Annotated in this window: 14 protein-coding genes and 2 pseudogenes; 11 read left to right on the top strand and 5 right to left on the bottom strand. The window is 67.6% G+C overall.

The features are described from left to right. Positions 1–26: 26 nt before the first annotated feature. A complete protein-coding gene (locus CKY51_RS11935; RefSeq protein ID WP_022972580.1) occupies positions 27–2,903 on the bottom strand; it encodes a M16 family metallopeptidase in 2,877 nt (958 codons plus the stop codon). Between the two features lie 100 nt (positions 2,904–3,003). On the opposite strand from CKY51_RS11935, the pseudogene CKY51_RS11930 reads away from it, so the two are divergent. Continuing rightward, positions 3,004–5,699, top strand: a pseudogene (locus CKY51_RS11930) (PAS domain S-box protein). 175 nt (positions 5,700–5,874) lie between these two features. Here the strand turns inward: CKY51_RS11930 and CKY51_RS11925 are convergent. Together CKY51_RS11925 and CKY51_RS11920 are read right to left on the bottom strand one after the other, a co-directional pair. Then, positions 5,875–8,022: a methyl-accepting chemotaxis protein gene (locus tag CKY51_RS11925; RefSeq protein WP_152249277.1), complete on the bottom strand. Its 2,148-nt coding sequence runs from the start codon at positions 8,020–8,022 to the stop codon at positions 5,875–5,877. Positions 8,023–8,520: 498 nt separating this feature from the next. Beyond that, positions 8,521–9,675 (bottom strand): annotated as a pseudogene (locus tag CKY51_RS11920) (glycoside hydrolase family 5 protein); the annotation flags it as partial. 297 nt (positions 9,676–9,972) lie between these two features. On the opposite strand from CKY51_RS11920, the gene CKY51_RS11915 reads away from it, so the two are divergent. The 8 genes from CKY51_RS11915 to hemC all read left to right on the top strand — a co-directional run bounded on the left by CKY51_RS11915 (position 9,973) and on the right by hemC (position 20,320). Then, a complete protein-coding gene (locus CKY51_RS11915) occupies positions 9,973–11,457 on the top strand; it encodes a SulP family inorganic anion transporter (RefSeq protein WP_022972573.1) in 1,485 nt (494 codons plus the stop codon). Positions 11,458–11,657: 200 nt separating this feature from the next. Beyond that, on the top strand, positions 11,658–12,632 hold the full coding sequence (locus tag CKY51_RS11910; protein ID WP_031339866.1) for a GGDEF domain-containing protein: 975 nt from the start codon (positions 11,658–11,660) through the stop codon (positions 12,630–12,632). Positions 12,633–12,737: 105 nt separating this feature from the next. Then, positions 12,738–14,387 (top strand): M28 family metallopeptidase, encoded by a 1,650-nt coding sequence (locus CKY51_RS11905; RefSeq protein WP_022972571.1) that lies wholly within the window; start codon positions 12,738–12,740, stop codon positions 14,385–14,387. 442 nt (positions 14,388–14,829) lie between these two features. After that, complete coding sequence (mdoH, locus tag CKY51_RS11900; protein WP_022972569.1) at positions 14,830–16,767, top strand: glucans biosynthesis glucosyltransferase MdoH; 1,938 nt, start codon at positions 14,830–14,832, stop codon at positions 16,765–16,767. 93 nt (positions 16,768–16,860) lie between these two features. Further along, positions 16,861–17,526, top strand: coding sequence for an alpha/beta hydrolase (locus CKY51_RS11895; RefSeq protein ID WP_031339865.1), 666 nt, complete (start codon positions 16,861–16,863; stop codon positions 17,524–17,526). Between the two features lie 3 nt (positions 17,527–17,529). After that, a complete protein-coding gene (locus tag CKY51_RS11890) occupies positions 17,530–18,588 on the top strand; it encodes a sensor histidine kinase (protein WP_022972567.1) in 1,059 nt (352 codons plus the stop codon). A gap of 31 nt (positions 18,589–18,619) precedes the next feature. Continuing rightward, a complete protein-coding gene (locus CKY51_RS11885) occupies positions 18,620–19,375 on the top strand; it encodes a LytR/AlgR family response regulator transcription factor (protein ID WP_022972566.1) in 756 nt (251 codons plus the stop codon). A 30-nt stretch (positions 19,376–19,405) separates the two neighbouring features. Beyond that, entirely contained in the window at positions 19,406–20,320 is a 915-nt protein-coding gene (gene hemC, locus CKY51_RS11880; protein WP_022972565.1) for a hydroxymethylbilane synthase, read from the top strand. A 213-nt stretch (positions 20,321–20,533) separates the two neighbouring features. Here hemC and CKY51_RS11875 read toward each other — a convergent pair whose 3' ends face one another. Next, entirely contained in the window at positions 20,534–21,346 is an 813-nt protein-coding gene (locus CKY51_RS11875; RefSeq protein ID WP_022972564.1) for a DUF481 domain-containing protein, read from the bottom strand. 274 nt (positions 21,347–21,620) lie between these two features. Between CKY51_RS11875 and CKY51_RS11870 the strand changes: the two genes are divergently transcribed. Continuing rightward, positions 21,621–22,586: a helix-turn-helix transcriptional regulator gene (locus CKY51_RS11870; protein ID WP_022972563.1), complete on the top strand. Its 966-nt coding sequence runs from the start codon at positions 21,621–21,623 to the stop codon at positions 22,584–22,586. Between the two features lie 31 nt (positions 22,587–22,617). Here CKY51_RS11870 and CKY51_RS11865 read toward each other — a convergent pair whose 3' ends face one another. Beyond that, on the bottom strand, positions 22,618–23,187 hold the full coding sequence (locus CKY51_RS11865) for a lipocalin family protein (RefSeq protein ID WP_022972562.1): 570 nt from the start codon (positions 23,185–23,187) through the stop codon (positions 22,618–22,620). Positions 23,188–23,471: 284 nt separating this feature from the next. Here CKY51_RS11865 and CKY51_RS11860 point away from each other — a divergent pair, with 284 nt between their 5' ends. Continuing rightward, positions 23,472–23,786: a hypothetical protein gene (locus tag CKY51_RS11860; RefSeq protein ID WP_022972561.1), complete on the top strand. Its 315-nt coding sequence runs from the start codon at positions 23,472–23,474 to the stop codon at positions 23,784–23,786. Positions 23,787–23,828 lie beyond the last annotated feature (42 nt).

Here is a 23,828-nt window from a genome sequence, read left to right as displayed (position 1 = left end):
CGCACACTGACGCACGGCGCGCGGGTTTAGCGGGTGACCGGCTTGCCGTCGCTGTCGAGCACCTCGACCTCGCCCAGCTTGAGCGCGCGCACTGGCGCTTCGATCTTCTTCAGGTCGCCGACGATCACCCAGGTCATCGCCTTGGGATCGATGAACTGCGCCAGTGCCTTTTGTGCGGCGGCTTGGTCGATCGCTTCCAGGCGCGGCTTGAGCGTCTGCACATAGTCGTCGGGACGATCGAACTGCACGATGCCCTCGATCGCTCCCAGCACGGCGCCGGTGGTCTCGAAGCTGCCAGGCAGGGCGCGGATGCGCTGGTTCTTGACCTTGTCGATCTCCTCGGCCGTCAGCGGCTTGTTGCCGATCACCGCGTTGGCCTCCTTGAGGATTTCGTTGGCAGATTCGGCGGTCTTGTCGGTCTGCACCGGCGCAGAGAACAGGTAGGGGCGCTGCCCCTGCGCATCCAGCAGGCGGGTACCGGCGCCGTAGGCCCAGCGCTTGTTCTCGCGCAGGTTCATGTTCAGGCGCGAGGTGAAGGTGCCGCCGAAAGCACCGTTGGCCACGCCGATCGCCAGGTTGTCCGGCGCCTTGGTCGACGGCGCGAGCAGGCCGGCCAGGATCACCGACTGCGGCGCGTCGGGCCGGTTGATCAGGTACACGCGCGGCTTCGGCTGGGCGGCGACGGTGGCCACATTCTTCTTCGGCAGCGGCGTGGCCGGCGGCGTCCAGTCGCCGAAGGCCGCATCCAGTTGCGGAATGATCTGCGCCAGCGTGGTGTCGCCGGCCACCAGGATGCGCAGATTGTCCGGACGCAGCCACTGCTGGTGGAAGTCCTGCAGATCCTTGGCGTCCAGGCTCTTGATCGCCGCCTCGGTGCCGCTGCCGGTGAACGGGATGCCGTAGGGATGCTTGGGACCGAACAGCAACGGCGGCAGCGCCCGCAGTCCCAGGCTGTTGGGCTGGGTCTTTTCCTGGGCGATCCCGGCCAGCCATTGCCCGCGGATGCGTTCGATGTCGGCGGGTTTGAATGCCGGGTTGCGCACGATGTCGGCGAACAACTGCAGCGAGGGCTGCAACTGATCGTTGAGCGCATCCAGCGAGGCACTGCAGGTGTCCAGATCGCAGCCGACGCCGGTGATCGCGCCCAGGCGCTGGCGGCGCTGGGCCACTTCCACCGAATCGAGTGCGGCGGTGCTCTCGTTCATCAGTGCGGTGGTGAAGCTGGCGGTGCCGAGCTTATGGCCCTGGTCGGCGGCATAGCCGGCGTCGAACAGCAGTTCCACCTGCGTGACCGGAATGGTGTGGCGCTCGGCCAGGATCACCTCGATGCCGTTCTTCAGCTTGCCGCGCTGCAATTGCGGGAAGCTCAGGTCAGGGAATTGGCGGGTGTCCGGCACGCCCCGGCTGCGGTCCAGCTGCGAGGCGGTGGGACGGTAGTTGCCGGCCGGCGGCAGTTTCGGTGCCGGTTTGCCGGGTTCGGCGGTGCGTGCGACCACGGCCTTGTCCTCGGCGGCAGGGTCGAAGCCTTGTCCGGCGGGCAGCACGGTCAATTGGTAGTCGCCCTTGCCGAACCAGGTCGCCGCGGCCTGCCGGACGCTGGCGCTGGTCGCGGCCATGGCGCGTTGCAGGTCCTTGCGGTAGGCGCCGGGATCGCCGCGATAGACCTGACCCTCGGCCAGGATCACCGCCTTGCCGCTGAAGCCACCGACCTTTTCAAGACCGCGGACGAAGCCGGCCCGGTAGCTCACCTGGGCGCGCTGCAGCTCATCGGCAGTCGGGCCCTCGGCGATGAACTTCTTCAATTCCTCGGCGATGACCGCTTCGACGCGCGCCGGATCGACGCCGTCCTTCACGTCGGCCTGGATCTGCAACTGGCTGGCCAGGGCGAATGGCTGGATGCTGGCGGAGACCTCGTCCACCAGCTTGTCCTGATAGACCAGGCGCTGGTACAGCCGCGAGGTCTTGCCGCCGCCGAGCACGGTGGTGGCCAGGTCGAGCTGGATCACCGCGTCGGTGCCCAGTTGCGGTGCCACCCAGGTGCGATAGATGCGCGGCTGCGCGACATGGTCGTGCTGCACGCCGCGCTTGGACGCCGGCAGCGGGGTGATCCATGGCTGCTGACGTGCGACCGGCTTGCCGGCGGGGATGTCGCCGAAATACTGCGCCGCTTTGGCGCGTGCCTGGTCGACGGTGATGTCGCCGGCCAGCACCAGGGTGGTGTTGGCGGCGCCGTAGTTGTCGGTGAACCAGCGTTTGACGTCGTCCAACGAGGCCGCGTCCAGATCCGCCATCGAGCCGATGGTGTCGTGCTGATAAGGATGATTGGCCGGGAACAGGTTGGCCAGGATGTTCTCGTCGACCCGCCCATAGGGACGGTTCTCGCCCTGACGCTTTTCGTTCTGCACCACGCCGCGCTGGGTATCCAGTTCCGGCTGGCCGATCGCACCGAGCAGATGGCCCATGCGGTCCGATTCCAGCCACAGCGCGGTATCCAGCGCGGTGGTCGGCACGGTCTCGAAGTAGTTGGTGCGGTCGAACCAGGTGGTGCCGTTCATGTCGGTGGTGCCGACCTTCTCCAGCGGGGCGAAGAAGCTGCCCTTGTTGTTCTCCGAGCCGGAGAACATCAGATGCTCGAACAGGTGCGCAAAGCCGGTCTTGCCGGCCGGCTCATCGGCCGACCCGATGTGGTACCAGACGCTGACCGCAACCACCGGCGCCTTGTGGTCCTCATGCACGATCACCGTCAGCCCGTTGGGCAGGGTGAAGCGGGTATAGGCGATCTCCGGGATGGTGGCGCTGGCGGTGGACCGGGCCAGGCTGGCCGGAGCGGCATCGGCCGGCGCCGGCGCCCCGGCAGCCAGGCTCAGGACACCGGCGATCAACAGGGACAACGGACGCAGCATGGGGCACTCCTGAGAGGTGACAATCGGCCGAGCGTAGTGTCTGCTTGGCGATGTCGCAAATGCCCGGCGGCGGCGGTCGCGGGGGCGCCGTTCGCGGATCGTGGCGGTCAAGGACGACGGTCGGGGGCGCTTGCGGCTTCTCAAGTTGCCCATCGCCTGGCCGTTACCGGGGGCGATCTACCGTGTCCTTGCCCGCCACCAGCCGATCCGCCTATGCCCATGTCCGCGCTGTATCCCATTCCCGCCAACGATGCTGCGCGCGTCGAGGCGACGCGTGGGCTGGGGGTGCTGGACAGCGCGCCCGAGCAGGAATTCGACGACATCGTCTGGCTGGCGGCGCATGTCACTGGGGCGTCGATCGCGCTGGTGTCGCTGATGGACGCCGATCGCCAATGGTTCAAGGCGCGCTGCGGACTCGATCTGGAGGGGACGCCGCGCAGCGTGGCGTTCTGCGCCCACACCCTCATGGGGAACGAGCTGCTGGAGGTGACCGATGCGCTGGCCGACCCGCGCTTCAGCGAAAACCCGCTGGTCACCGCCGCGCCCAACGTTCGCTCCTACGCCGGCGTTCCTTTGATCGGACGCGAAGGCTACGCCTACGGCACCTTGTGCACCCTCAGCCCGCACGCGCGTGCGCTGGACGACGTGCAGAAGCAGGCCTTGATCCGGCTGGCGCGACAGGCGGTGACCCAATTGGAGGCGCGCCGCGATCGCCAGTTGGCGCAGGCGCAGCGGCAGACCCTGAGCCTGTTGCTGGAAGCCATGCCCGACGGCGTGGTCGCTTGCGGCAGCGACGGCTTGCTGCGCGAGTTCAATCACGTCGCCCGGTTGTGGCACGGCACCGACCCACGCGCCTTGCCACCGGAGCAATGGGCGCAGTATTTCGATCTCTATGCGGCCGATGGCAGGACGTTGCTGCCGACCGAGGCCATCCCGCTGGTGCGCGCCTTGCGCGGCGAGCATGTGCGCAACGCCGAGCTGGTGATCCGCGCCACCGGCCAGGCGCCGCGCACCGTGTCGTGCAATGCCGATCCGATGGACAACGCGGAGGGCGGCGCCTCGGGCGCGGTCTGCGTGATGCACGACATCACCGAGCTGCGCCAGGCCTCGGCGGCGCTGGCGGCCGAACGGGCGCGCCTGCAGGCGCTGGTGGATGCCTCGCACGATGTGGCGATCATCACCTTCGATCCGCAGGGGCGCATCGAACTGTTCAATCCCGGCGCCGAACACTTGCTGGGCTATTCCGCCAGCGAGGCGATCGGTACTTGCCCGTCGCACCTCCACTTGCCGGACGAGCTGGCCGCGCGCATGCAGGCAGCGCCCTCGGCGCCGACCTCCTATGTCGGCCTGGCCGCCGCAGCGGCCGGCGATCTGGCGACCGAGGACGTGTGGACGCTCGTTCGCAAGGATGGCGAGCAACGAAAGGTACGGCTGTGCTTCAACGTCATTCGCGATGCGCGGCAGGGCGTGGCCGGCTATCTGGCGATGGCCATCGACGTCACCCCGGAGCTGCAGGCCCAGGCGGCTGCGCAGCTGGCGGCCGAACGCTTCAGCGGCGCCTTCGAGACCGCGCCGCAAGGCATGGCGATCGTCTCGCTGGAGGGGCATTGGCGCGACGTCAATCCGGCGCTGTGCGGCATCCTGGGATATGCGCGTGAGGAACTGCTGCAGACCACCTTCCAGGCCATCACCCACCCGGACGATCTGTTGGTGGATCTGGAGCTGCTGCACGAGCTGGTGGCCGGCAGCCGCGACAGCTACAGCCTGGCCAAGCGCTACATCAGCCGGCAGGGCGCGACGATCTGGGCGCAGCTGTCGGTGTCGCTGGTGCGCGACAACACGGGTGCGCCAGTGCATTTCGTCTCGCAAGTCCAGGACGTGACCGAGCGCCATATCGCCGCCGAACGGCTGGCAGCCAGTGAGGCGCGCTTGCGCGCGATCAGCGATGCGATACCCGCGCTGGTGGGTCAGTTCGATGCGGCGCAGCGCTGCCTGTTCGCCAACCAGGCGCACCGCGCATGGCTGGGCCTGGAGCCGGCCGAACTGGTGGGGCTGTCGCTCACTCAACTGCTGGGTGGACAGCTGAGCGACGCTGCGCATGCGGCTCTGGCACAGGTCGCCCAGGGGCAGCGGGCCAGTTTCGAACATGTGCTGCAGGTCGATGCGCAGACGCGCGATGTCGAGATCGTGCTGGTGCCGGCGTTGGCCGACGCGCAGGCGACCGCCCATGGTTTCTTCCTGATGGCCCAGGACGTGACCGCACACAAGGCCCTGCATCGGTTGATGCATGAGCAAGCCACCCGCGATGCGCTGACCGGGCTGCCCAATCGGCATGCCTGGTCGGACGCCCTGCAGCAGGCTGTCGCGCGCGCGCAGACGCAAGACCATGCGGTCGCCGTGATGTTCCTGGACCTGGATGGCTTCAAGCGCATCAACGATGTGTACGGGCACCGCGCCGGCGATGCGGTCCTGGTGGCATTCGGCCGCTGCCTGCAACAGGCGAGCGGAGCGCGCTATCTGGTCGCGCGGCTGGCCGGCGACGAATTCGTGGTGTTGCTCGATGGCTTGGACGACCCGCAGGCCGAATGCGCCCGCGTCGCTGCGCGCATTCGCGCAGCCGCTGCCAGCGGTACCCACTTCGACGGACAGCAGCTGCCGATTCAGCCGAGCATCGGCACCGCCTGGCAACAGGGCAGTCAGGCCGATGCCGCCGCGCTCATGCATGCGGCCGACGAGGCGATGTATGCCGCCAAGCGCTCGCGCGGTGGAACTGCAACCCGCGACGCCACGCGCTGAACCCTGTCAGTGACGGCCGCGGACACGCGGCGCAACGCGATCGGATCGCAGCAAGGCAACGAGACCGCGCAACCTGGCGACAGCGTGCGCCGGTGGCCGCGCGGCCAGCGTTGGTGGTCATCGACGGGGTCGTCGATCTGTGCCGCGATCGTCGCGCGGGCCGCCGGCGGCGCACTCAGGCCGCCTGTTCCACTGCGACCGCTGGTCGCGCTGACGGTGCTGCGCTGAAGCGGAAGACCGCCACTGCGCGCGTCAGGTCGGCGGCCTGATCTTCCAGGCTGCGCGCGGCCGCCGTGGCTTCCTCGACCAGCGCGGCGTTCTGCTGGGTCATTTCGTCCAGCTGCATCACCGTCTGGCTGACCTGCTCGATACCGGCACTCTGCTCGCTGCTGGCGGCGGTGATCTCGGCCATGATGTCGGTGACGCGCCTGACCGAGCTCACCACCTCGGTCATGGTGCTGCCGGCCTGCTGCACCAGCCCCGAGCCCTGCTCGACCTGTTCCACCGACTCGGAGATCAGCTGCTTGATCTCCTTGGCGGCACCGGCTGAGCGCTGGGCCAGCGCCCGCACTTCCGAGGCCACCACTGCAAAGCCACGGCCCTGCTCGCCGGCACGCGCGGCTTCCACCGCGGCATTGAGCGCCAGGATATTGGTCTGGAAAGCGATGCCATCGATCACGCCGATGATGTCGGCGATGCGCGCCGAGGCCTGCGTGATCGAGGCCATCGTGCGCACCACGTCCTGCACCACGCGGCCACCGGCTTCGGCCACTTCGCCGGCGCCTTTGACCAACTGATTGGCCTGGCGCGCGTTGTCGGCGTTCTGCCTCACGGTGGAGGTCAGCTCTTCCATCGAAGCGGCCGTCTCTTCCAGATTGGCGGCCTGCTGCTCGGTGCGGCTGGATAGGTCGCTATTGCCGCTGGCGATCTCGCTGGCCGCCGTATTGATGGTGTTGGCCGAATGCTGGATGCCCTGCACGATGCCGGTGAGCTGGATGGCGGTACGGTTGGCCGCGTCGGCCAAGCGTCCGAACGCGCCCTGGTACTGCGCCTGCACCCGCTGCGACAGATCGCCATCGGCGATCGCGCCCATGATGCGGCCGACGTCTTCCAGGCCGGCATCGGCCTGCTGCATCAGTTGGTTCAAGGCCTGCACCATTTCGGCGAAGGCGAACTGGTAGCGCGCCTGCTCGCCGCGCGCGCTGAAATCGCCACGGGCGGCGGCATCGGCCAGGCGCGCGATATCACCATTGATCGCCGACAGATTGGCCTTGACGGTGTCCAGCGCCTGGTGCAATGCGGCGCGCTGGCCAGGCAGGCGGCGCATGTCGCGGCGCAGATCGCCACATCCGTACTCGCCCATCAACTCCATCGCCTCGTTGATCGCGTCCAGGTGTTCGAACACCACGGTGTTCACGCCATGCGCCAGAGTGCCGTAGTCGCCCGGGAAGTCTTCTGGCATGCGGTGGCTGATGTCCTCACCCTGCTGCAGGTGGATCATCGTCTGCATCTCACGGTTGAAGCGCTGCAACTGATCCTGCATCTGCTGCATGCTCTGCATCAGCTGGCCGGTCTCATCGCGCGATTCGACCTGGATGGCGTTGTCGAAATGACCCGAGGCGATCGCCTCGGCGGTCCGCGTAGCCGCGCGCAGCGGTGCGGACATTGCCGAGGCGATCAGCCAGCACAGGCCGATCACCACCGCCACCAGGCCACCGCCGATCAAGGTCAGGGTGCGGGTAAAGCCCCAGGCCTCCTGCTGGATGTCTTCGGCGTAGACCCCCATCACCAACACCCAGTTCCAGCCAGGGAACGCTTTGGCGTAGCTGATCTTCGGCAACTGCTCCTGCTTGCCGGGCTTGGGTGCGTGGTAGTAGCTGAAACCATCGCCGCGCTCGATGGCGGTCTTGATGTCGCGGTAGACGTACTGGCCGGCATCGCTCTTGTAGTCGCTCATGTCGGTGCCGACCGCGCGCTTGGGATGCATGACGATGCGCATCTGCGGATCGACGATGAAGAAATAGTCCACACCATCGTTGGTGCGCATGTCCGCCAGCGTGGCACTCGCGGCCTGCTTGGCCTGCTGCTCGCTCATCGCGCCCTGCTTGACCTTGTCGGCATAGTGCTGCAGCACCGTCAGGCCCATCTCCACCTCGGTGCGAACGCTGAGCTTGCGCGCCTCGATCAGGTCCAGGTACTGCAATCGTGCCGCAGCCACCGCCAACAGGATCACGCCGACCGCCAGTAGCGAACACAACAGCACGAACTTGCGGGTCAACGGGAGATTGGCGACGTGGCGCCGAAGAAAAGACAACAGACGCATCAGGACATCCAGGGAGAGCGCGCACGCGCGTTGCGCTGGATATCGGCGTGAATGCCATTGCATTGAATGCTATCTGCGGCAGGGTCCGCTTGTTGCGTGGTGTCGTGCCGAAGGGGGCGGTCGCGCTCGCTGCGGATCGACGTCGTCGCTGTCTCGGAGGTCGTGCTGCGTCGCGCTGCACATTGTCGCGCTGCACATTGCGGTTGCTGCGGACGCGGCAGCGCGCGTACATGCGTATGCGATCTGCGCGAATGGGCGGCGCACAAGGCGCCTGCTGCGCGGCGATGACGCTGGGCAGCAGACGCATCCGCGGTTGTGTTCATTGACGCACGATGGCATTGCAACGCAGCAAGGTTGCGACCTGCGATGCGCTATCGCGTGCCGCGGCAATTCCGTTTGCGCGCGCCAGCCGGACGGCTGGCGCGCGCAACACATCCGGCTTTCATCCCCGAAAGGAGACGACGATAGTGCGACGTCGCGTTAGTCGCGGTTGCCGGTGGTGGAAGTGATCGCCTTGGCGGTCGTCGCCGCGCTGCTGCTGCCAGTGCCCCACAACGTGCGCAACATGGTCATCTTGTCCTGGCGCACGCTGGTCCAATCGTCGCGCAGGATGCCGCCGGTGTCGCCGCTATTGGGATTGAAGGTCCAGTAGAACCCTTCGTCGATGCCCTTGCTGCGCAGGTAGGTCACCAGCGCATCCTGCCAGGGCTTGTCGCGCGCATCGCCCTCGCCGTACTTGCCGCCGAACTCGCCCAGCAGCAGTGCATGGCTGCTGGCGAACTGGCCGAAATGGCGCTCCCAGATATTTGGCATGTTGTTGGGGAAGTTGCTGTCGTTGAAGTACGACTGCACGTAGGTATCCGGACCGTAGACGTGCGGCGCCAGCAACAGGCGGTTGGCCGGAATATTCAATGGCGCGCAGGCCAGCGGCTGCAGGTTGCCGCCCCAGAAGATGCCGCCATTGGTCGAGCACACCGGGTTGTCGGTGATGCCTTCGACCACGATCAGCCACTTCGGCGCGATCGCCAGCACCGCCGCCGAGGCGCGTTCGGCGGCCTTGTTCCAGTCGGTGGAGGCATTGCCGGTCCCCCAGGTGGCGGCACCATGCGGTTCGTTCTTCAGGTCGACGCCGATCACGCTTGGCACGCTCTTGTAGCGGTTGGCCACGAAGCGCAGGTCGCTCAACCACTGTGCCTCGGAGTAGGAGCTGGTGTACCAGAGCTCGGAAATCGCCCCGCAGTCGGGGCGGTGGTGATCCAGCAGCACATACATGCCGCGTCGGTTGAATTCATTGATGAACTTGTCGAAGATCTGCAGCGCGCTCAGTCCCTGCAGGTCGGGGTTGCGGCTGTAGTCGATGCTGGTAGGCGTGGTGGAGTTGAGCAGGGTGGCCGGGCAGAAGGGCAGGCGCACCGCGTTGAATCCCAGGCCTTGCATCTGCGCGATCATGTCCTTCCAGTTGCGCGCCCACAGGCCGTGCGCAACGTGGTCGCTGGTCTCAAAGCCGGACCAGTTGACGCCTTTGAGTTGTACGCGCTTGCCGTTGTCGTCGACCACCTTGTTGTTGCTGATCGAATAGCTGAACGCTGGCGCGGCGGCCAGCGCCAGCGCGGCGGCCAACGCTAGGGTGCTTGCTGTCTTCAGGGCTGACATGGCGTTCTCCATTGAGACCGAGCCCGACGACCGGGCGCGGCGAGGCAGGCATCTTCGTCCTCGCCTCTACGCGCTGGCGTGACCTCGACCACAGAAGAACGCATTGCCGCACCGGTCACATCGCTGCTGCGGCCGTCATCGCTTTCACGCACAATAGCGACTGCCAGGCGACGCTCGCCTGTGTCAGCCAAGCCGGCGCAACGCCGCCGTCGTTCCGCATTCGCTGACGATCCATCCATCCCTTCAAAGCGCCGCTGCGCGGTCGGCAGCGCGGGTTCTACTGCTGGAGTGTTGCCGATGTCCGTGTTACGTGCCGAATTGCTGCAATGGCGTGCCGCGCCTGCGCGCGAGCTGATGGCAGGCGCCGTCGCCACCTTCGCCTTGATCCCGGAAGTGATCGCCTTCGCCTTCGTGGCCGGCGTCGATCCGCAGGTCGGCCTGTTCGCCTCGTTCGTGATCGGGATCGTGATCGCCTTCTGCGGGGGGCGGCCGGCGATGATCTCCGCGGCGGCTGGCTCGGTCGCCTTGGTGGCTGCGCCGCTGGTGGCCGCGCATGGGCTGCCCTATCTGCTGGCCGCCGGCCTGCTCGCCGGACTGGTGCAGATCGTGTTCGGCCTGCTGCGCCTGGGCGTGCTGATGCGCTTTGTCAGCAGTTCGGTGCGCACCGGCTTCGTCAATGCACTGGCGGTATTGATCTTCGCCGCGCAGCTGCCCCACCTGCTGGGCGCCAATGCCATCAGCTGGATGTTGCTGGCGGCCGGGTTGGCGGTGATCTATGGGCTGCCGCGGCTCCGCTTGCCTGGATTGGCGGCCATCCCTTCGCCGTTGCTGTGCATCCTGCTGTTGACGGTGGCGGCATCGGCGCTGCACTTGCCGGTCAAGACCGTGGCCGACCTCGGCAAGCTGCCCACCGCCTTGCCGAGCTTGCAGTGGCCGGGCGTGCCGCTGACCTGGGAGACCTTGCGCATCATTGCGCTACCGGCGCTGGCCATTGCGATGGTCGGCTTGCTGGAGTCGATGATGACTGCACGGGTGGTCGATGAACTGACCGACACGCCCAGCGACAAGAATCGCGAGTGCACCGGCCTGGGGCTGGCCAATGCCGCGGCCAGTCTGTTCGGCGGCATCGCCGGCTGCGGCATGATCGGGCAGACCGTGGGCAACGTGAAGTACGGCGGGCGTGGCCGGCTGTCGACGCTGTTCGCCGGGGTGTTCCTGCTTGTGCTGATGGTGCTGCTCAAGCCGTGGGTGTCGCAGGTGCCGGTGGTGGCGCTGGTGGCGATCATGGTGATGGTGTCGGTGGAGACCTTCGACTGGCGCTCGTTGCGGACCGTGATCAGCCACCCGCGCACCTCCAGCGTGGTCATGTTGGCGACGGTGGCAGTGACCTTGGCCACCCACAACCTGGCCGCCGGTGTCGGCGTCGGGGTGCTGTTGAGCGGGGTCTTCTTCACCTTCAAGGTGGCGCGGCTGTTGCAGATCGAGCACGTCGACGGCGCGGACGGGGTGCGCACGTATACGGTGCGCGGACAGGTCTTCTTCGCCTCGGCCGATGTGTTCATCGATGCCTTCGACGCGCGCGAGGTACCGGGGCGGGCGGTGATCATCGATGCCAGCCGGGCGCATTTCTGGGACATCACGGCGGTGGCGGCGCTGGGCAAGGTGGTGCAGCGCCTGCGTCATCACCACTTGGACGTGCGGGTGCAGGGCCTGAATGCCGCCAGCCGGCGCCTGCAGGCGCAGGCCGGCAGCGAGGATGCGCTGGAATCCGCGTTGCCTTGAGGCGGGCCGTCATGGCCGCTTGCGGCGCCGCGGCGTGGTGGGTGCCGGCAGACTCAAGTTCGTCGTCGCAACGCCGATGACCCGGCATCAGGGGCGTCGGGGGGCGCGGCAGTGGAGTCAGTGGGGTGCAGACCTGGAGATGCGATCGTCGGTGACGGCCGTCGCGGAGTGCGCGTGGCCGACGCCGGGGGCGTGCCGCAATGAGTTCGCTCCCGATGCTGGAACGGATGGTGGACATGAGTGCCATCCGCGACGCCGATCTGCTGGATCTGAGCTTGTTGCGGACCATGCAGGCGGTCTGCGCCGCGCCGGAGCTGGCCTTGCTGCGCATCGCGGCCGATGGGCGCACGGTGGCCCAAACCTCCTTGCAGGACGATGGGCAATTGGCGACCCGGGTGGCCGATGTCGGCGCTGCGCACGCGCATGTCCTGGCCGAGCTGCATGTGCCAGGCGAAGCGGTGCGGCTGCAGCAGGACGGCAGGGAGCTGTTGGTCTATCCGATGATGGAGTCGCGTGGCGTGCGCACCTGCCTGCAGGTGAGTGGCACGCAAGCCCCTGCAGGCGCCGAGCGACTGCTGTTGCAGGGGTTTGCGCGGTTCTTCCACAACTACCGCAGCCTGCTCGACGATGCCCAGCGCGATCCGCTGACGGGCTTGCGCAACCGCAAGACCTTCGACGACATCGTGCTGCGTCTGGTCGCCGGCGGTGCCGGCACGGCCGATCAGGAGGTCTGGCTCGGAATCGTCGATATCGACCACTTCAAGCGGGTCAACGACACCTTCGGTCATTTGTACGGAGACGAGGTGTTGTTGCTGGTGGCGCAGCTGATGCAGCGAGCCTTCCGTCGCGATGATCTGCTGTTCCGGTTCGGCGGCGAGGAATTCGTCATCGTGTTGCGTGGCGTGGATCGCGAGACGGCGGTCGGTCTGTTCGAGCGATTTCGCCAGCTGGTGGCCGGTCATGTGTTTCCACAGGTCGGCACGGTGACCTTGAGCGGGGGCATGGTGGCCCTGTGTCCAGGACGGTTGATCAGTCAGCTGCTGGACGAGGCCGACAAGGCGCTGTACTGGGCCAAGCAGCATGGCCGCAACCAGATCGCGGTCTACGCCGAACTGGTCGCCAGCGGGCGCATGAGCCAGGTCACGCAGCAGACCGGTAGCGTGGATCTGTTCTGAGCTGCGGCGTGGTCACCGCAGTCGCGGCTCGGGCCCGTCGCGCTGCAAGGCAATGGAGTGGTGGCCTACACTCGCAGACTGTCTGAACAGTAGCGGGGGAATGCAATGAAGCGACACGTCGTGGCGACGTTGGTAATGGCGGTCTCGAGCGCAGCGATGGCGGCAACGCCCACCTTCGATGGCAAACGGCTGTCGCAGGACGTCAGAATCCTGGCGTCGGACGCCTACGAAGGCCGCGGCCCGGCCACCGCCGGCGAGCAGAAGACGGTCGCCTACCTCAGCGCGCAATTCGCCGCGGCAGGCTTGCAGCCGGGAGGCGATCTGCAGGAGGGCAAGCGACTGTGGACGCAGGCCGTGCCGTTGCGCCGCGCCACTATCGTCGGCGCGCCGTCCATTGCGGTGCACGCCGGTGCCAAGCAGCAGGCGCTGACGCAGGGAAAGGAGATCGCCGTGCGTGCGGCGCTGGATGGCTCGCAGCAGGTCGATATCGAAAACGCCCCGCTGGTCTTCGTCGGTTACGGCGTCAAGGCGCCGGAGCGCCAGTGGGACGACTTCAAGGGCGTGGATCTGAAGGGCAAGATCGCCGTCGTGCTGATCAATGACCCCGATTTCGACACCGGCAAGGGCGCGTTCGATGGCAAGGGCATGACGTATTACGGTCGCTGGACCTACAAGTACGAAGAGGGTGCGCGCCAGGGCGCGCTCGGTGTGCTGGTGGTGCACGAGACTGCCCCGGCATCCTATGGCTGGGACACGGTGGCCAGTTCCAATACCAACACCATGTTCGACGTGGTCCGCGACGATCCGCGTGCGGCCCATCCGACCCTGGAAGGCTGGATCCAGCGCGATCTCGCCGTGCGCCTGTTCACCCAGGCCGGGCTGGATTTCGACGCACTGAAGCGACAGGCGCAGACGCCGGCATTCCGCCCTGTCGAATTGCAGGGCCAGCGTTTGAGCGCCCGCTACAAGGTCGCGTCCGACGTCATCACCTCGCACAACGTGGTCGCGCGGCTGCCGGGCAGCACGCATCCGGAGGAGACGCTGATCTACAGCGCGCATTGGGACCATCTCGGCGTCGGCAAGCCGGATGCGCGTGGCGACACCATCTTCAATGGCGCGCTCGACAACGCCAGCGGCACCGCCGCGCTGCTGGAACTGGCGCGCGGCTTTGCCAAGGGCCCGCGTCCGCAGCGCTCGGTGGTGTTCCTGGCAGTCACCGCCGAGGAGAAGGGGCTGCTCGGGTCGGAGTTCTATGCGTCCAAGCCGCTGTACCCGCTGGAGAAGACCGTGGCGGTGATCAACATGGACGGCATGAGCCCGTTCGTGCCGTCGCGCGACTTCGGCATCTATGGCACCGCCAAGCTGGAGTTGCTCGACCAGCTCAAGACCGTCGCCGCGCAATGGACGCTGCGCTACACCCCCGACCCCAAGCCGGAGGCCGGGTATTTCTTCCGCTCGGACCACTTCTCCTTCGCCAAGCGCGGCGTGCCGGCGTTGTCGTATGCGGCCGGCCAGGACTGGGAAGTGGGCGGGGTGGCGGCCGGCAAGGCAGCCGCCGACGACTACACCGCCAAGCGCTATCACCAGCAAGGCGACGAGTGGCAGCCGGACTGGACGTTCGCCGGTGCAGCGCGCGACCTGGCGGTGTTGTACGCACTCGGCCAGCAGCTGGCCGATTCGCGGCAGTGGCCGAACTGGAGTCGCGACTCGGAATTCCGCGCCGCACGCGACGCCAGCGCGGCGACGCGCGACTAGTCCGGCGCAGCAGGAGCCGGGCGAAGGGCAGCATTGGGCACACATCCTGCATGTGGGACTGTGCGGGGCAGCGCCGGCAGCCGGGTGGGATGGGGGGCGTGCAGGGCGCTCCCCGCAAGCGGGCGCAGTGGCGTGACAGCCTGCATCGCAGCAGGCAGGCTGTTGGGGTTGCGTTCGGTTGCTGCGGCGTAGTCTGCCGCGCGGTCCTCGTCGGGAGGGACGAGGACTGCAGCGGCGGTCTTCGCTTCTTTAACGAACGATTCTTTACGATGAGCCGCGACGCGATGTCGCAGCCAGGAGAGCTTGTGCACCGGAGTGGTTCTACTGCGATATGGTCGTACACCGACGGGATGCTGCGTGCAGGGTCCCGGCCGCGCGGTCTGGCACCCACCAGTCCGTTCCCGCCCGTGCTGTCGTCGTCGTCGAACGGCGGGCAGCCCTGATGGACGGCACCGTGACCCTTTCTCCCGTAACGACCGATTCCGCCTCGCGTTCCCTGCTCGATGCCGGCCAGGCCACGTTGCCGCCCGAAGCGCCCTTGCCGATGCCCGAGCAGTCGCTGCGCGACGGCAGCCTGCAGGTTCCCAGGCAACGCACCGCGCCGCCCGGCATCGGCCTGCGCCGTTTCTATCTGCTCGGGGGCACCCTGGCCACCACCGCGGTGGCGGTGTGGGTCATGCTCAGCGTGCTGTGGCCGGATGGCATCAGTGTGCTGGAAGGCTGCTTGCTGGGCTTGTTCGTGCTGCTGTTCGCCTGGATTGCGATGTCCTTCGCCAGTGCGGTCGCCGGCTTCATCACCGTGGTGGCGCGCGCCGGACGCAAGCTGGGCATCGACCCGGATGCGCCGCTGCCGACGCTGCGCACGCGCACCGCGCTGCTGATGCCCACCTACAACGAAGATCCGCGCCGGCTGCTGGCGGGGCTGCAGGCGATCTACGAATCGGTGGCCGAGACCGGGCAGCTGGAGCATTTCGATTTCTTCGTGCTCAGCGATACCACGCGCGAGCACATCGGCCGCGCCGAAGAGCTGGTCTACAACCAGTTATGCGATCGCGTCGGCGGGCACGGCCGCATCTTCTACCGTCGGCGCGCCAGCAATGCCGCGCGCAAGGCCGGCAACATCGCCGACTGGGTGCGTCGCTTCGGCGGCAATTATCCGCAGATGCTGATACTGGACGCGGACAGCGTGATGACCGGCGACACCATCGTGCGGCTGGTCGCCGGCATGGAAAACAATCCGGACGTCGGGCTGATCCAGACCTTGCCGGCGGTGGTCAACGGGCAGACGCTGTTCGCCCGCATGCAGCAATTCGGCGGACGCGTCTACGGACCGATCATCGCCTATGGCGTGGCCTGGTGGCATGGCGCCGAAAGCAATTACTGGGGTCACAACGCGATCATCCGCACCCAGGCCTTCGCCGACCATGCCGGTCTGCCGTCGCTGCGTGGGCGCAAGCCGTTTGGCGGCCACGTGCTCAGTCATGATTTCGTCGAGGCGGCGCTGATGCGGCGCGGCGGCTGGGCGATGCACATGGTGCCTTACCTGCAGGGCAGCTACGAAGAAGGCCCGCCGACGCTGACCGACCTGCTGATCCGCGATCGCCGCTGGTGCCAGGGCAACCTGCAGCACGCCAAGATCGTCGGTGCCAAGGGGCTGCACTGGGTCAGCCGCCTGCATATGTTGATCGGCATCGGTCACTATTTCACCGCGCCGATGTGGGGCCTGCTGATGTTGGTCGGCATCGGGATTCCGCTGGCGGGCGATGGCATCAACCTTGCCGAAGGCCTGCCGTTCTCGCCGGCGCGCTATTGGCACGGCAGCAGCCAGGGCAATGCGATCTGGATCTTCGTCTGCACCATGTTCGTGCTGTTGGCGCCCAAGCTGCTCGGCTACATCGCCCTGCTGTTCGACCCGCGCGAACGCCGCGCCTGCGGCGGTGCCCTCCGCGCAGCGGTCAGCATTTTGCTGGAAACCATCCTGGCGGCGCTGATGGCACCGGTGGTGATGTACTTGCAGTCGCGTGGCGTGTTCGAAGTGCTCGCCGGCAAGGATTCGGGCTGGGATGCGCAGGTGCGCGACGATGGCAAGCTGTCGTGGCCGGCGCTGTTGCGCAGCTATGGTGGCTTGACGGTATTCGGCGTGTTCATGGGGGCCGTGGCCTATGCGGTCTCGCCGTCGCTGGCGGCATGGATGGCGCCGGTGGTGATCGGCATGGCGTTGTCGATCCCGGTGGTGGCGGTGACCTCGTTGCGCCGGACTGGCCTGGCATTGCGCCGGCTGGGGATCTTCTGCATTCCCGAAGAGCTGGCGCCGCCCAAGGTGCTGGTGCGTGCCGCCGAGCTGCGCCGCGCCGCCGCGCAGGAGCCGGCGCTGATCTGACGCGTCGCGCTCGCCTGCCCCGCGCACCTTGCCTCGATCGGCAGCGGCGCCGGGAGCGCAGGCATAATGGCCTGCCATCAGGCGGAGCAGGACATGCTGGAAACGATCGAACGCGATACCGGAGCGGATCCGCAGTGGACGGTGATCTGGCTGCACGGCCTGGGTGCCGACGGCAGCGACTTCGCGCCGCTGGTGCCGGAAGTGGTGCGGCCGCACTGGCCGGCGTTGCGCTTCGTGTTCCCGCATGCGCCGATCCGCCCGATCACGATCAACAACGGCGTGCGCATGCGCGGCTGGTACGACATCGTCGGCATGGACTTCGCCCAGCGCGCCGACAAGGCGGGCATCGCCGAGTCGGTGGCCCAGGTCGAGGCATTGATCGAGCGCGAGCAGGCGCGCGGCATCGCCCCCGAGCGCATCCTGCTGGCCGGGTTCTCGCAAGGCGGCGCGGTCACGCTGGCGGTAGGCCTGCAGCGGCGCGTGCCGCTGGCCGGGTTGATCGCGCTGTCCACCTATTTGCCCGATCCGGGCGCTGCCGCCGCGCAGGTGCAGGCCGAGGCGATGCGGCAACCGGTGTTCATGGCGCATGGCAGCGCCGATCCGGTGGTGCCTTACCAGGCCGGCAAGCAGAGCGCCGAGCTGCTGCGCGGGCTGGGCTTCGGGTTGGAGTGGCACGACTACCCGATGGGCCACCAGGTCTGCATCGAAGAGATCGAGGCGCTGCGGAACTGGATGCAGGCGCGCCTGGGCGCGGCCTGATCGATGGGCCAGGGGACGCCGCAGATCGCCTGGATGCCGGACCTGTGCCGGCTGCCGCGGCTCGGCGCGATGCTGGGCCTGGCCGAATTGGTCGTGCTGGTGGTGACCCTGGTCCCGGATACCGATGCCGGCCGCGGCCTCACGGTGTCGCGTTTCCTGTCGGCCAGCGGCCTGGCGCTGTGGCTGGCGCTGGCAGTGACCGTGCTGCTGTGCGCGCTGCGGCCCGGACTGTCGCGTCTGCCACCGCGGCTGGGCGCCTTGGCCGCGTTGTCGATCGCGGCCCTGGTCGCAGTGGCCGGTGCGGGTGTGGTGCACGGCCTGTACGCGGTCATTGGCCAGTCGCCGTTGGGGCCGCTGGTCGGCTTCTGGCGTTTTACCCTCGGCAGTGCCGCCACCGTGGTGCTGATCACCGCCCTGGCGCTGCGCTATTTCTATGTCAGCGACCGTTGGGAGGCGCAGGTGCAGGCCAATGCCCGCGCCGAGGCCGACGCCCTGCAGGCGCGCATCCGCCCGCATTTCCTCTTCAACAGCATGAACCTGATCGCCAGCCTGTTGCGGCGCGATCCGGTGGTGGCCGAGCAGGCGGTCCTGGATCTGTCGGACCTGTTCCGCGCCGCGTTGGGTGCTGGCGAGGGCGTGTCCACCTTGCGTGCCGAATGCGAACTGGCCGAGCGCTATCTGGCGATCGAATCGCTGCGCCTGGGCGAGCGCCTGCAGGTGCGCTGGCATCGCGAGGAGCCCTTGCCCTGGGACCTGCCGATGCCACGGCTGGTGCTGCAGCCGCTGGTCGAGAACGCGGTGTTGCACGGGGTCTCGCGCATGCCCGAAGGCGGCACGCTGTATTTGTCGTTACGCCAGCGCGGCGGGCAGTTGCACATCCGCATCGTCAATCCTGCCCCTGCGCCGGGGGCACCGTCGCTGCCGCTGCTGGCGGCCGGTGCCGGCCATGCCCAGGCCAGCATCTCGCACCGGCTGGCGTTTCAGTTCGGTGCCGGCGCGCGGATGGCGGCCGGCTGGGCCGAGGGCTACTATGCGTGTGAGATCACGGTGCCGCTGAAGTGAGCGGGCAATCGCAGTAGCGCGGGGGGATGCCATGACGGCCACGCAAGTGCGAGTACTGATCGCCGACGACGAACCGCTGGCGCGCGAGCGCCTGCGGCTGCTGCTGGAGGAGCATCCGGAAGTCGACGTGGTCGGCGAGGCGGAGAATGGCCAGCAAGTGCTGCAGCTCTGCGAGCAGCAGCACCCGGACCTGGTGCTGCTGGACATCGCCATGCCGGGCGTCGATGGGCTGGAAACCGCGCGCCTGCTGCGACAGTGCCAGCCGCAGCCGGCGGTGGTGTTCTGCACCGCCTACGATCAGCACGCGCTGTCGGCCTTCGACGCCGCCGCGCTCGACTACCTGATGAAGCCGGTGCGCCCGGAGCGTCTGGCCGCCGCGTTGGCGCGGGTGGCGACCTTCCTGGCCGGGCGCGCGCCCGTTGCCGCGCCGGTCGCGCCGCCGCAAGCGCAACCGCAGCGCAGTCACCTGTGCGCGCGCTTGCGCGGCAGCCTGCGGTTGATCGCCGTGCAGGACATCCACTACCTGCAGGCCGAGGAAAAGTACGTCATCGTCCATCATGCGCGCGGCGAAGACCTGATCGAGGAATCGCTGAAATCGCTGGAAGACGAGTTCGCCGATCGCCTGGTCCGCATCCATCGCAATTGTTTGGTGGCGCGTTCGGAGCTGGTCGAACTGCGCCGCAGCGGCGATGGCCAGGTGCATGCGGTGCTGCGCAACGTCCCGCGCACGCTGGAAGTGAGCCGGCGCTGCGTGGCCAGTCTGCGCGAGCAATTGCGCCAGGTATGAGTTGGAGGCCGGCTCCGCGATAATGGGGCCATGACCACCCTGCGCATCGCCACCCGTAAGAGCCCGCTCGCCCTCTGGCAGAGCGAACATGTCGCCGCCGCCTTGCGCCAGCACCATCCCGGCCTGGAGGTGGTGCTGATTCCGATGAGCACGCGCGGTGACGAGGTCCTGGACCGGTCGTTGGCGGCGATCGGCGGCAAGGGCTTGTTCCTGAAGGAACTGGAGCTGGCGATGCTGCGCGGCGAGGCCGATTGCGCGGTGCACTCGCTCAAAGACGTGCCGATGGAGTTGGACGCGCCGTTTGTGTTGCCGGCCATCCTCGAACGCGGCGATCCCGCCGATGCCCTGGTCTCCAATCTGTATGCCACCCTGCAGGCGCTGCCGCTGGGCGCGCGCGTCGGGACCTCGTCGTTGCGCCGGCAGGCGCAGCTGCGGGCCGCGCGTCCGGACCTGCAATTGATCGACCTGCGCGGCAACGTCAACACCCGCCTGGCCAAGCTCGACAACGGCGGTTACGACGCCATCGTGCTGGCCTGTGCCGGCTTGCAGCGGCTTGGCCTGGAGCAGCGCATCACCGCACGGCTGGATGCGCCCGACTGGCTGCCGGCACCGGCGCAAGGCGCCGTGGCGGTGGAATGTCGTGGCGACGATGCCCGCGTCCACGCGCTGCTGGCAGTGCTGGATGCCGACAGCACGCGCGCCTGCGTCGCTGCCGAGCGTGCAATGAACCGCGCGCTGCACGGCAGCTGCCATGTGCCGGTGGGCGCGTTCGCGCGCTGGGACGGCGACGGCCTGCTGCTGCAAGGCATGGTCGGCAGCGCCAGCGATGGCCGGCTGATCCATGCGCAGGCACGCGGCACGGCCGACGACAGCGAGGCCCTGGGCGCTCGCGTGGCCCAGGGACTGTTCGACAAGGGCGCCGGCCAGCTGCTGTCCGAACTGTAGCGACGTGCGTCGCCGTGCCTGGCAGGCGCCGGTCGCGCGATGCGCAGGACGCGCGGCGGTCGCAGCGCAAGATCGAGCATGCGATGCCGCTGCGCGTGGTTCACCGCGACCCCTGGCGGCAGGTCGCCGCCAGCGACGACATGCCCTGCATGGGCGTTGCGTGTGGGCGCACTGGTGCTGATGCCAGCGTCGCGCCCGCCGCCCAACAGCGAATCACTTGAACGTATAGACCAGGTTGACCGTGGTCAGCGTATCGGTCTTCTTGTCGTTGTCGCTGACATCGCTGTTGTGGCGCATCTGCCAGGCCGCCTTCAACGCGAAGTGCGAATTCATGCTGACCTGCACGCCAAAGTCGTTCTGCGCATAGGTGTTGTATTCGCCCGATTCCACCAGCAAGGTGTTGATGATGTCGGTGTTGTCGGTGACGGTGTACTTCAGGTCGAACAGCCCGCGTCCGATCAGGCCGGTCTCGTTGCGGTCGTCTTCGCTGTTGTGCGCGCGCCGGATACCCGGGCCGACCTGGGCATCGAGATAGAAACGATTGGCATCGATCAGCCGCGTGCCGTAGCCGATACCGATGGTGGCCAGGCGGTCGTAGGTGGCGAAATCGTCGTGTTCGTAGCGGCCGGTCGCGGTCAGCTGGCGATGCTCGCCCAGCTGCAGCGCGCTCCCGACGCTGCCGGTGTAGCGCTCGGCGGTGGTCTGGCGCTCGCGCGTGGTGGTGCCGTCGTCATTGGTATTGGTGTATTCCGAACTGGAGCGCAGGGCGGTGGCGTCCAGGCTGTGGATCCAGTCGCCATCGGTATAGCGCAGGCGGACGCGGCCGTTGAGGCTGTCGGTGGTGCTGTTGCCGTGCGCCGAGGCATACCCCAGCTCGCCGCTGCTGCCGCTCCAGGGCGAGGGCACCACGGCGGCGGCTGGATCGATCGGCGCCATGGTCGGTGCCGGTGCCATCACCTGGGCCTGGACAGCAAGCGGGACCAACAGCAGTGGCAGCAGGACGGACAACGGGGCACGGCGCGACATGGCGGACTCTCGGATGGGGGGTGGAAGCGATTTCATGATACCGGACCCAGCGGTTCCGTTAGCCCAAAGTGAAGCGTTCGCTTTAGTGGAGGTTCGGTCGCTCGTGGCGCGGCGGCATTCCAGGGCTGGGGATGGGGACGTGGACCATCGGGCCAGGGCCGCTGGCGCCTTGCAGCGAGATTGGCTTGCGTCGACCGGCAGTTTTGTGTCGTCCTGCGGTGGCGCCACCCCGCCGCACTCACCGCCGGTGCAAAGACTCGGACATAATCTGCGGATGGACCGCTACGAACGCATCAACGCCCTGCATCGCTTGCTCAAGTCGGCCCGCTACCCGGTCACGGTGGCGCGGCTGCAGGACGAGCTTGGTTGTTCCCGTGCCACTGTCTATCGCGACCTGGCGTTTCTGCGCGACGCGCTGATGGCGCCGGTGGAGGGCGATGGCGAAGCCGGCTTCCGCTACCTGTCCGGCGAAAGCGATCGCTTCGAACTGCCCGGGCTGTGGCTGAGTTCGGAAGAACTACACGCCTTGCTGGCCTCCCAGCAGCTGCTGTCGCGTACCGGTGGTGGCGTGTTGTCGTCGATGCTGGCGCCATTGCAGCAGCGGATCGAGGGGCTGCTGGCCGCCCAGGCCGGGGTGTCGCAGTGGCCGGTTGATCGGGTGCGGGTGATTCCGCACCGGGGCCGCAAGCTGGACGAAGCCAGCTTCCGCACCGTGGCCTCGGCGGTGCTGGAGCGCAAGCAGCTGAGCTTCGACTATCGCGCCCGTTCCACCGACGAATCGACCAAGCGCACGGTGTCGCCGCAGCGCATCACCCATTACCGCGACAATTGGTATCTGGACGCCTGGGACCATACCCGCGAAGGCGTCCGCAGCTTCGCCGTTGACCGCATCAACCATGCGCGCATCGTCGACACCGCCCCGCGCGACGTGCCCGACAGCGAGCTGGACGAACAGTTGGCTGCCAGCTACGGCATCTTTTCCGGTGCGCCCAAGGGCTGGGCGACGATCGTGTTCAGTGCCAAGGCGGCACGCTGGGTGGCCGACGAACACTGGCACTCCAAGCAGCAGGGGCGCTTCCTGGCCGATGGGCGTTACGAGCTGAAGGTGCCCTACAGCGTCTCGCGCGAGCTGCTGATGGACGTGCTGCACTACGGGTCGGATGCGGAGATCGTTGAGCCGACCGCATTGCGCGAGCAGGCCAAGGCGCTGCTGTCGCTGGCGCTGAGCAACTACGAGTGATCCGCGCCGCCCGCTAGCGCCAGCGCGACGCTCAGCGCTTTTCGGGCACTTCGAAGCCGAGCTTGTCCACCTGTTGAGGCAGCTGCGGCACGCGCAGCAGCTTGTCGGTGTAGATGTCGTAGTCGTCGCGCATCTTGTTCACCAGCTGGCGATACAGATCGCGGCTCATGTCCGGGGTGCGCGAGAAGATCCAGGCCAGGTCGCGGCCGGGATAGGAGAGCAGCATCCATGAGCCGTCCGGGGCCACTTCCAGGATGCGCTGCTTGGCCGGGATCACCCTGTAGAACCAGACCCGCCAGTCGCGGTTGCCGCTCTCGGCATCCACCGACGCGCGTGCGCGCACTTCTTTTTCGGGCTCGTGAAAGCCCTCGCGGTAGAGATAGCGCACGGCGACCTTGCCGTCCTCCACCAAGGTGTATTCGTCGCGGCTGGTGACGTGACCGCGCTCGACTGGATTGGGCATGCGGGCGATGACGTACCAGGTGCCCATCAACTTGGGCAGGTCGAGCGCTGGCTCGGGCGTTGGTGTGTTGTTGGCAAGCGCCGCCGGCGTGCCCAGGACGAGCAGGAAGGCGAGGGCAATCGAAACGGTCAGGCGCATCACGACGTCACACGTGGGAACGGTTGGTGATCAACACTACCGCATGCAGGGGGCAAGTTCGTGTCAACGGTCGGGTCCGGCGCAGTCCGCTACGTTTCTGGCGGCATGGCGCCGTGGCGAAGCCGGCCAGAGGGGGGCGTCTGGCGCCAGCCACGGCGGCTGGACCGGCGCGCGGGCAGCAGCACCTAGCTGCCCGTGGGGCGGGGCGCTCCTCAGGTCGCAGCCGATGAGATGGGGCGGCGGCATTCTGCTGGCCTGTCCTTCCTGCCCCGTGGAGTGCCGTCATGCTGCATCGCCCGTCTCGCCGTACCGAACGCCCTGATCCGCGCGTGCTGCGCCCGTTGCGACAGGTGGCCCTGGCCGGCCTGGCTCTGGTACTGGTCTGGCCGGCGGCGCGCGGCGTCAATGCCTGGATCGGCTGGCTGCCGCTATGGTTGGTGGGCATGCCGATGGTGGCGTGGTGGAGCCTGTACCGATTCGCCCTGCCGCAGTGGCGCTGGTCGCGGCAGCGCGGCCGTGGCGCGGCGCGGCGACGCGGGCCGCAAGCCCGTCGTCGGCACCCGACCGGGCGGCTGGCCGGGCAGGCCAAGGTGGCCTGACCTTCGGCAGGGGAGACCCGGCGAGCGCCGTGCTACGGTCAG

It is taken from the genome of Xanthomonas maliensis, from assembly GCF_009192945.1.
GTDB lineage: Bacteria > Pseudomonadota > Gammaproteobacteria > Xanthomonadales > Xanthomonadaceae > Xanthomonas > Xanthomonas maliensis.
Note: the sequence above shows the minus strand (reverse complement) of the source record. Positions and strands in the feature narration are given on the sequence as shown.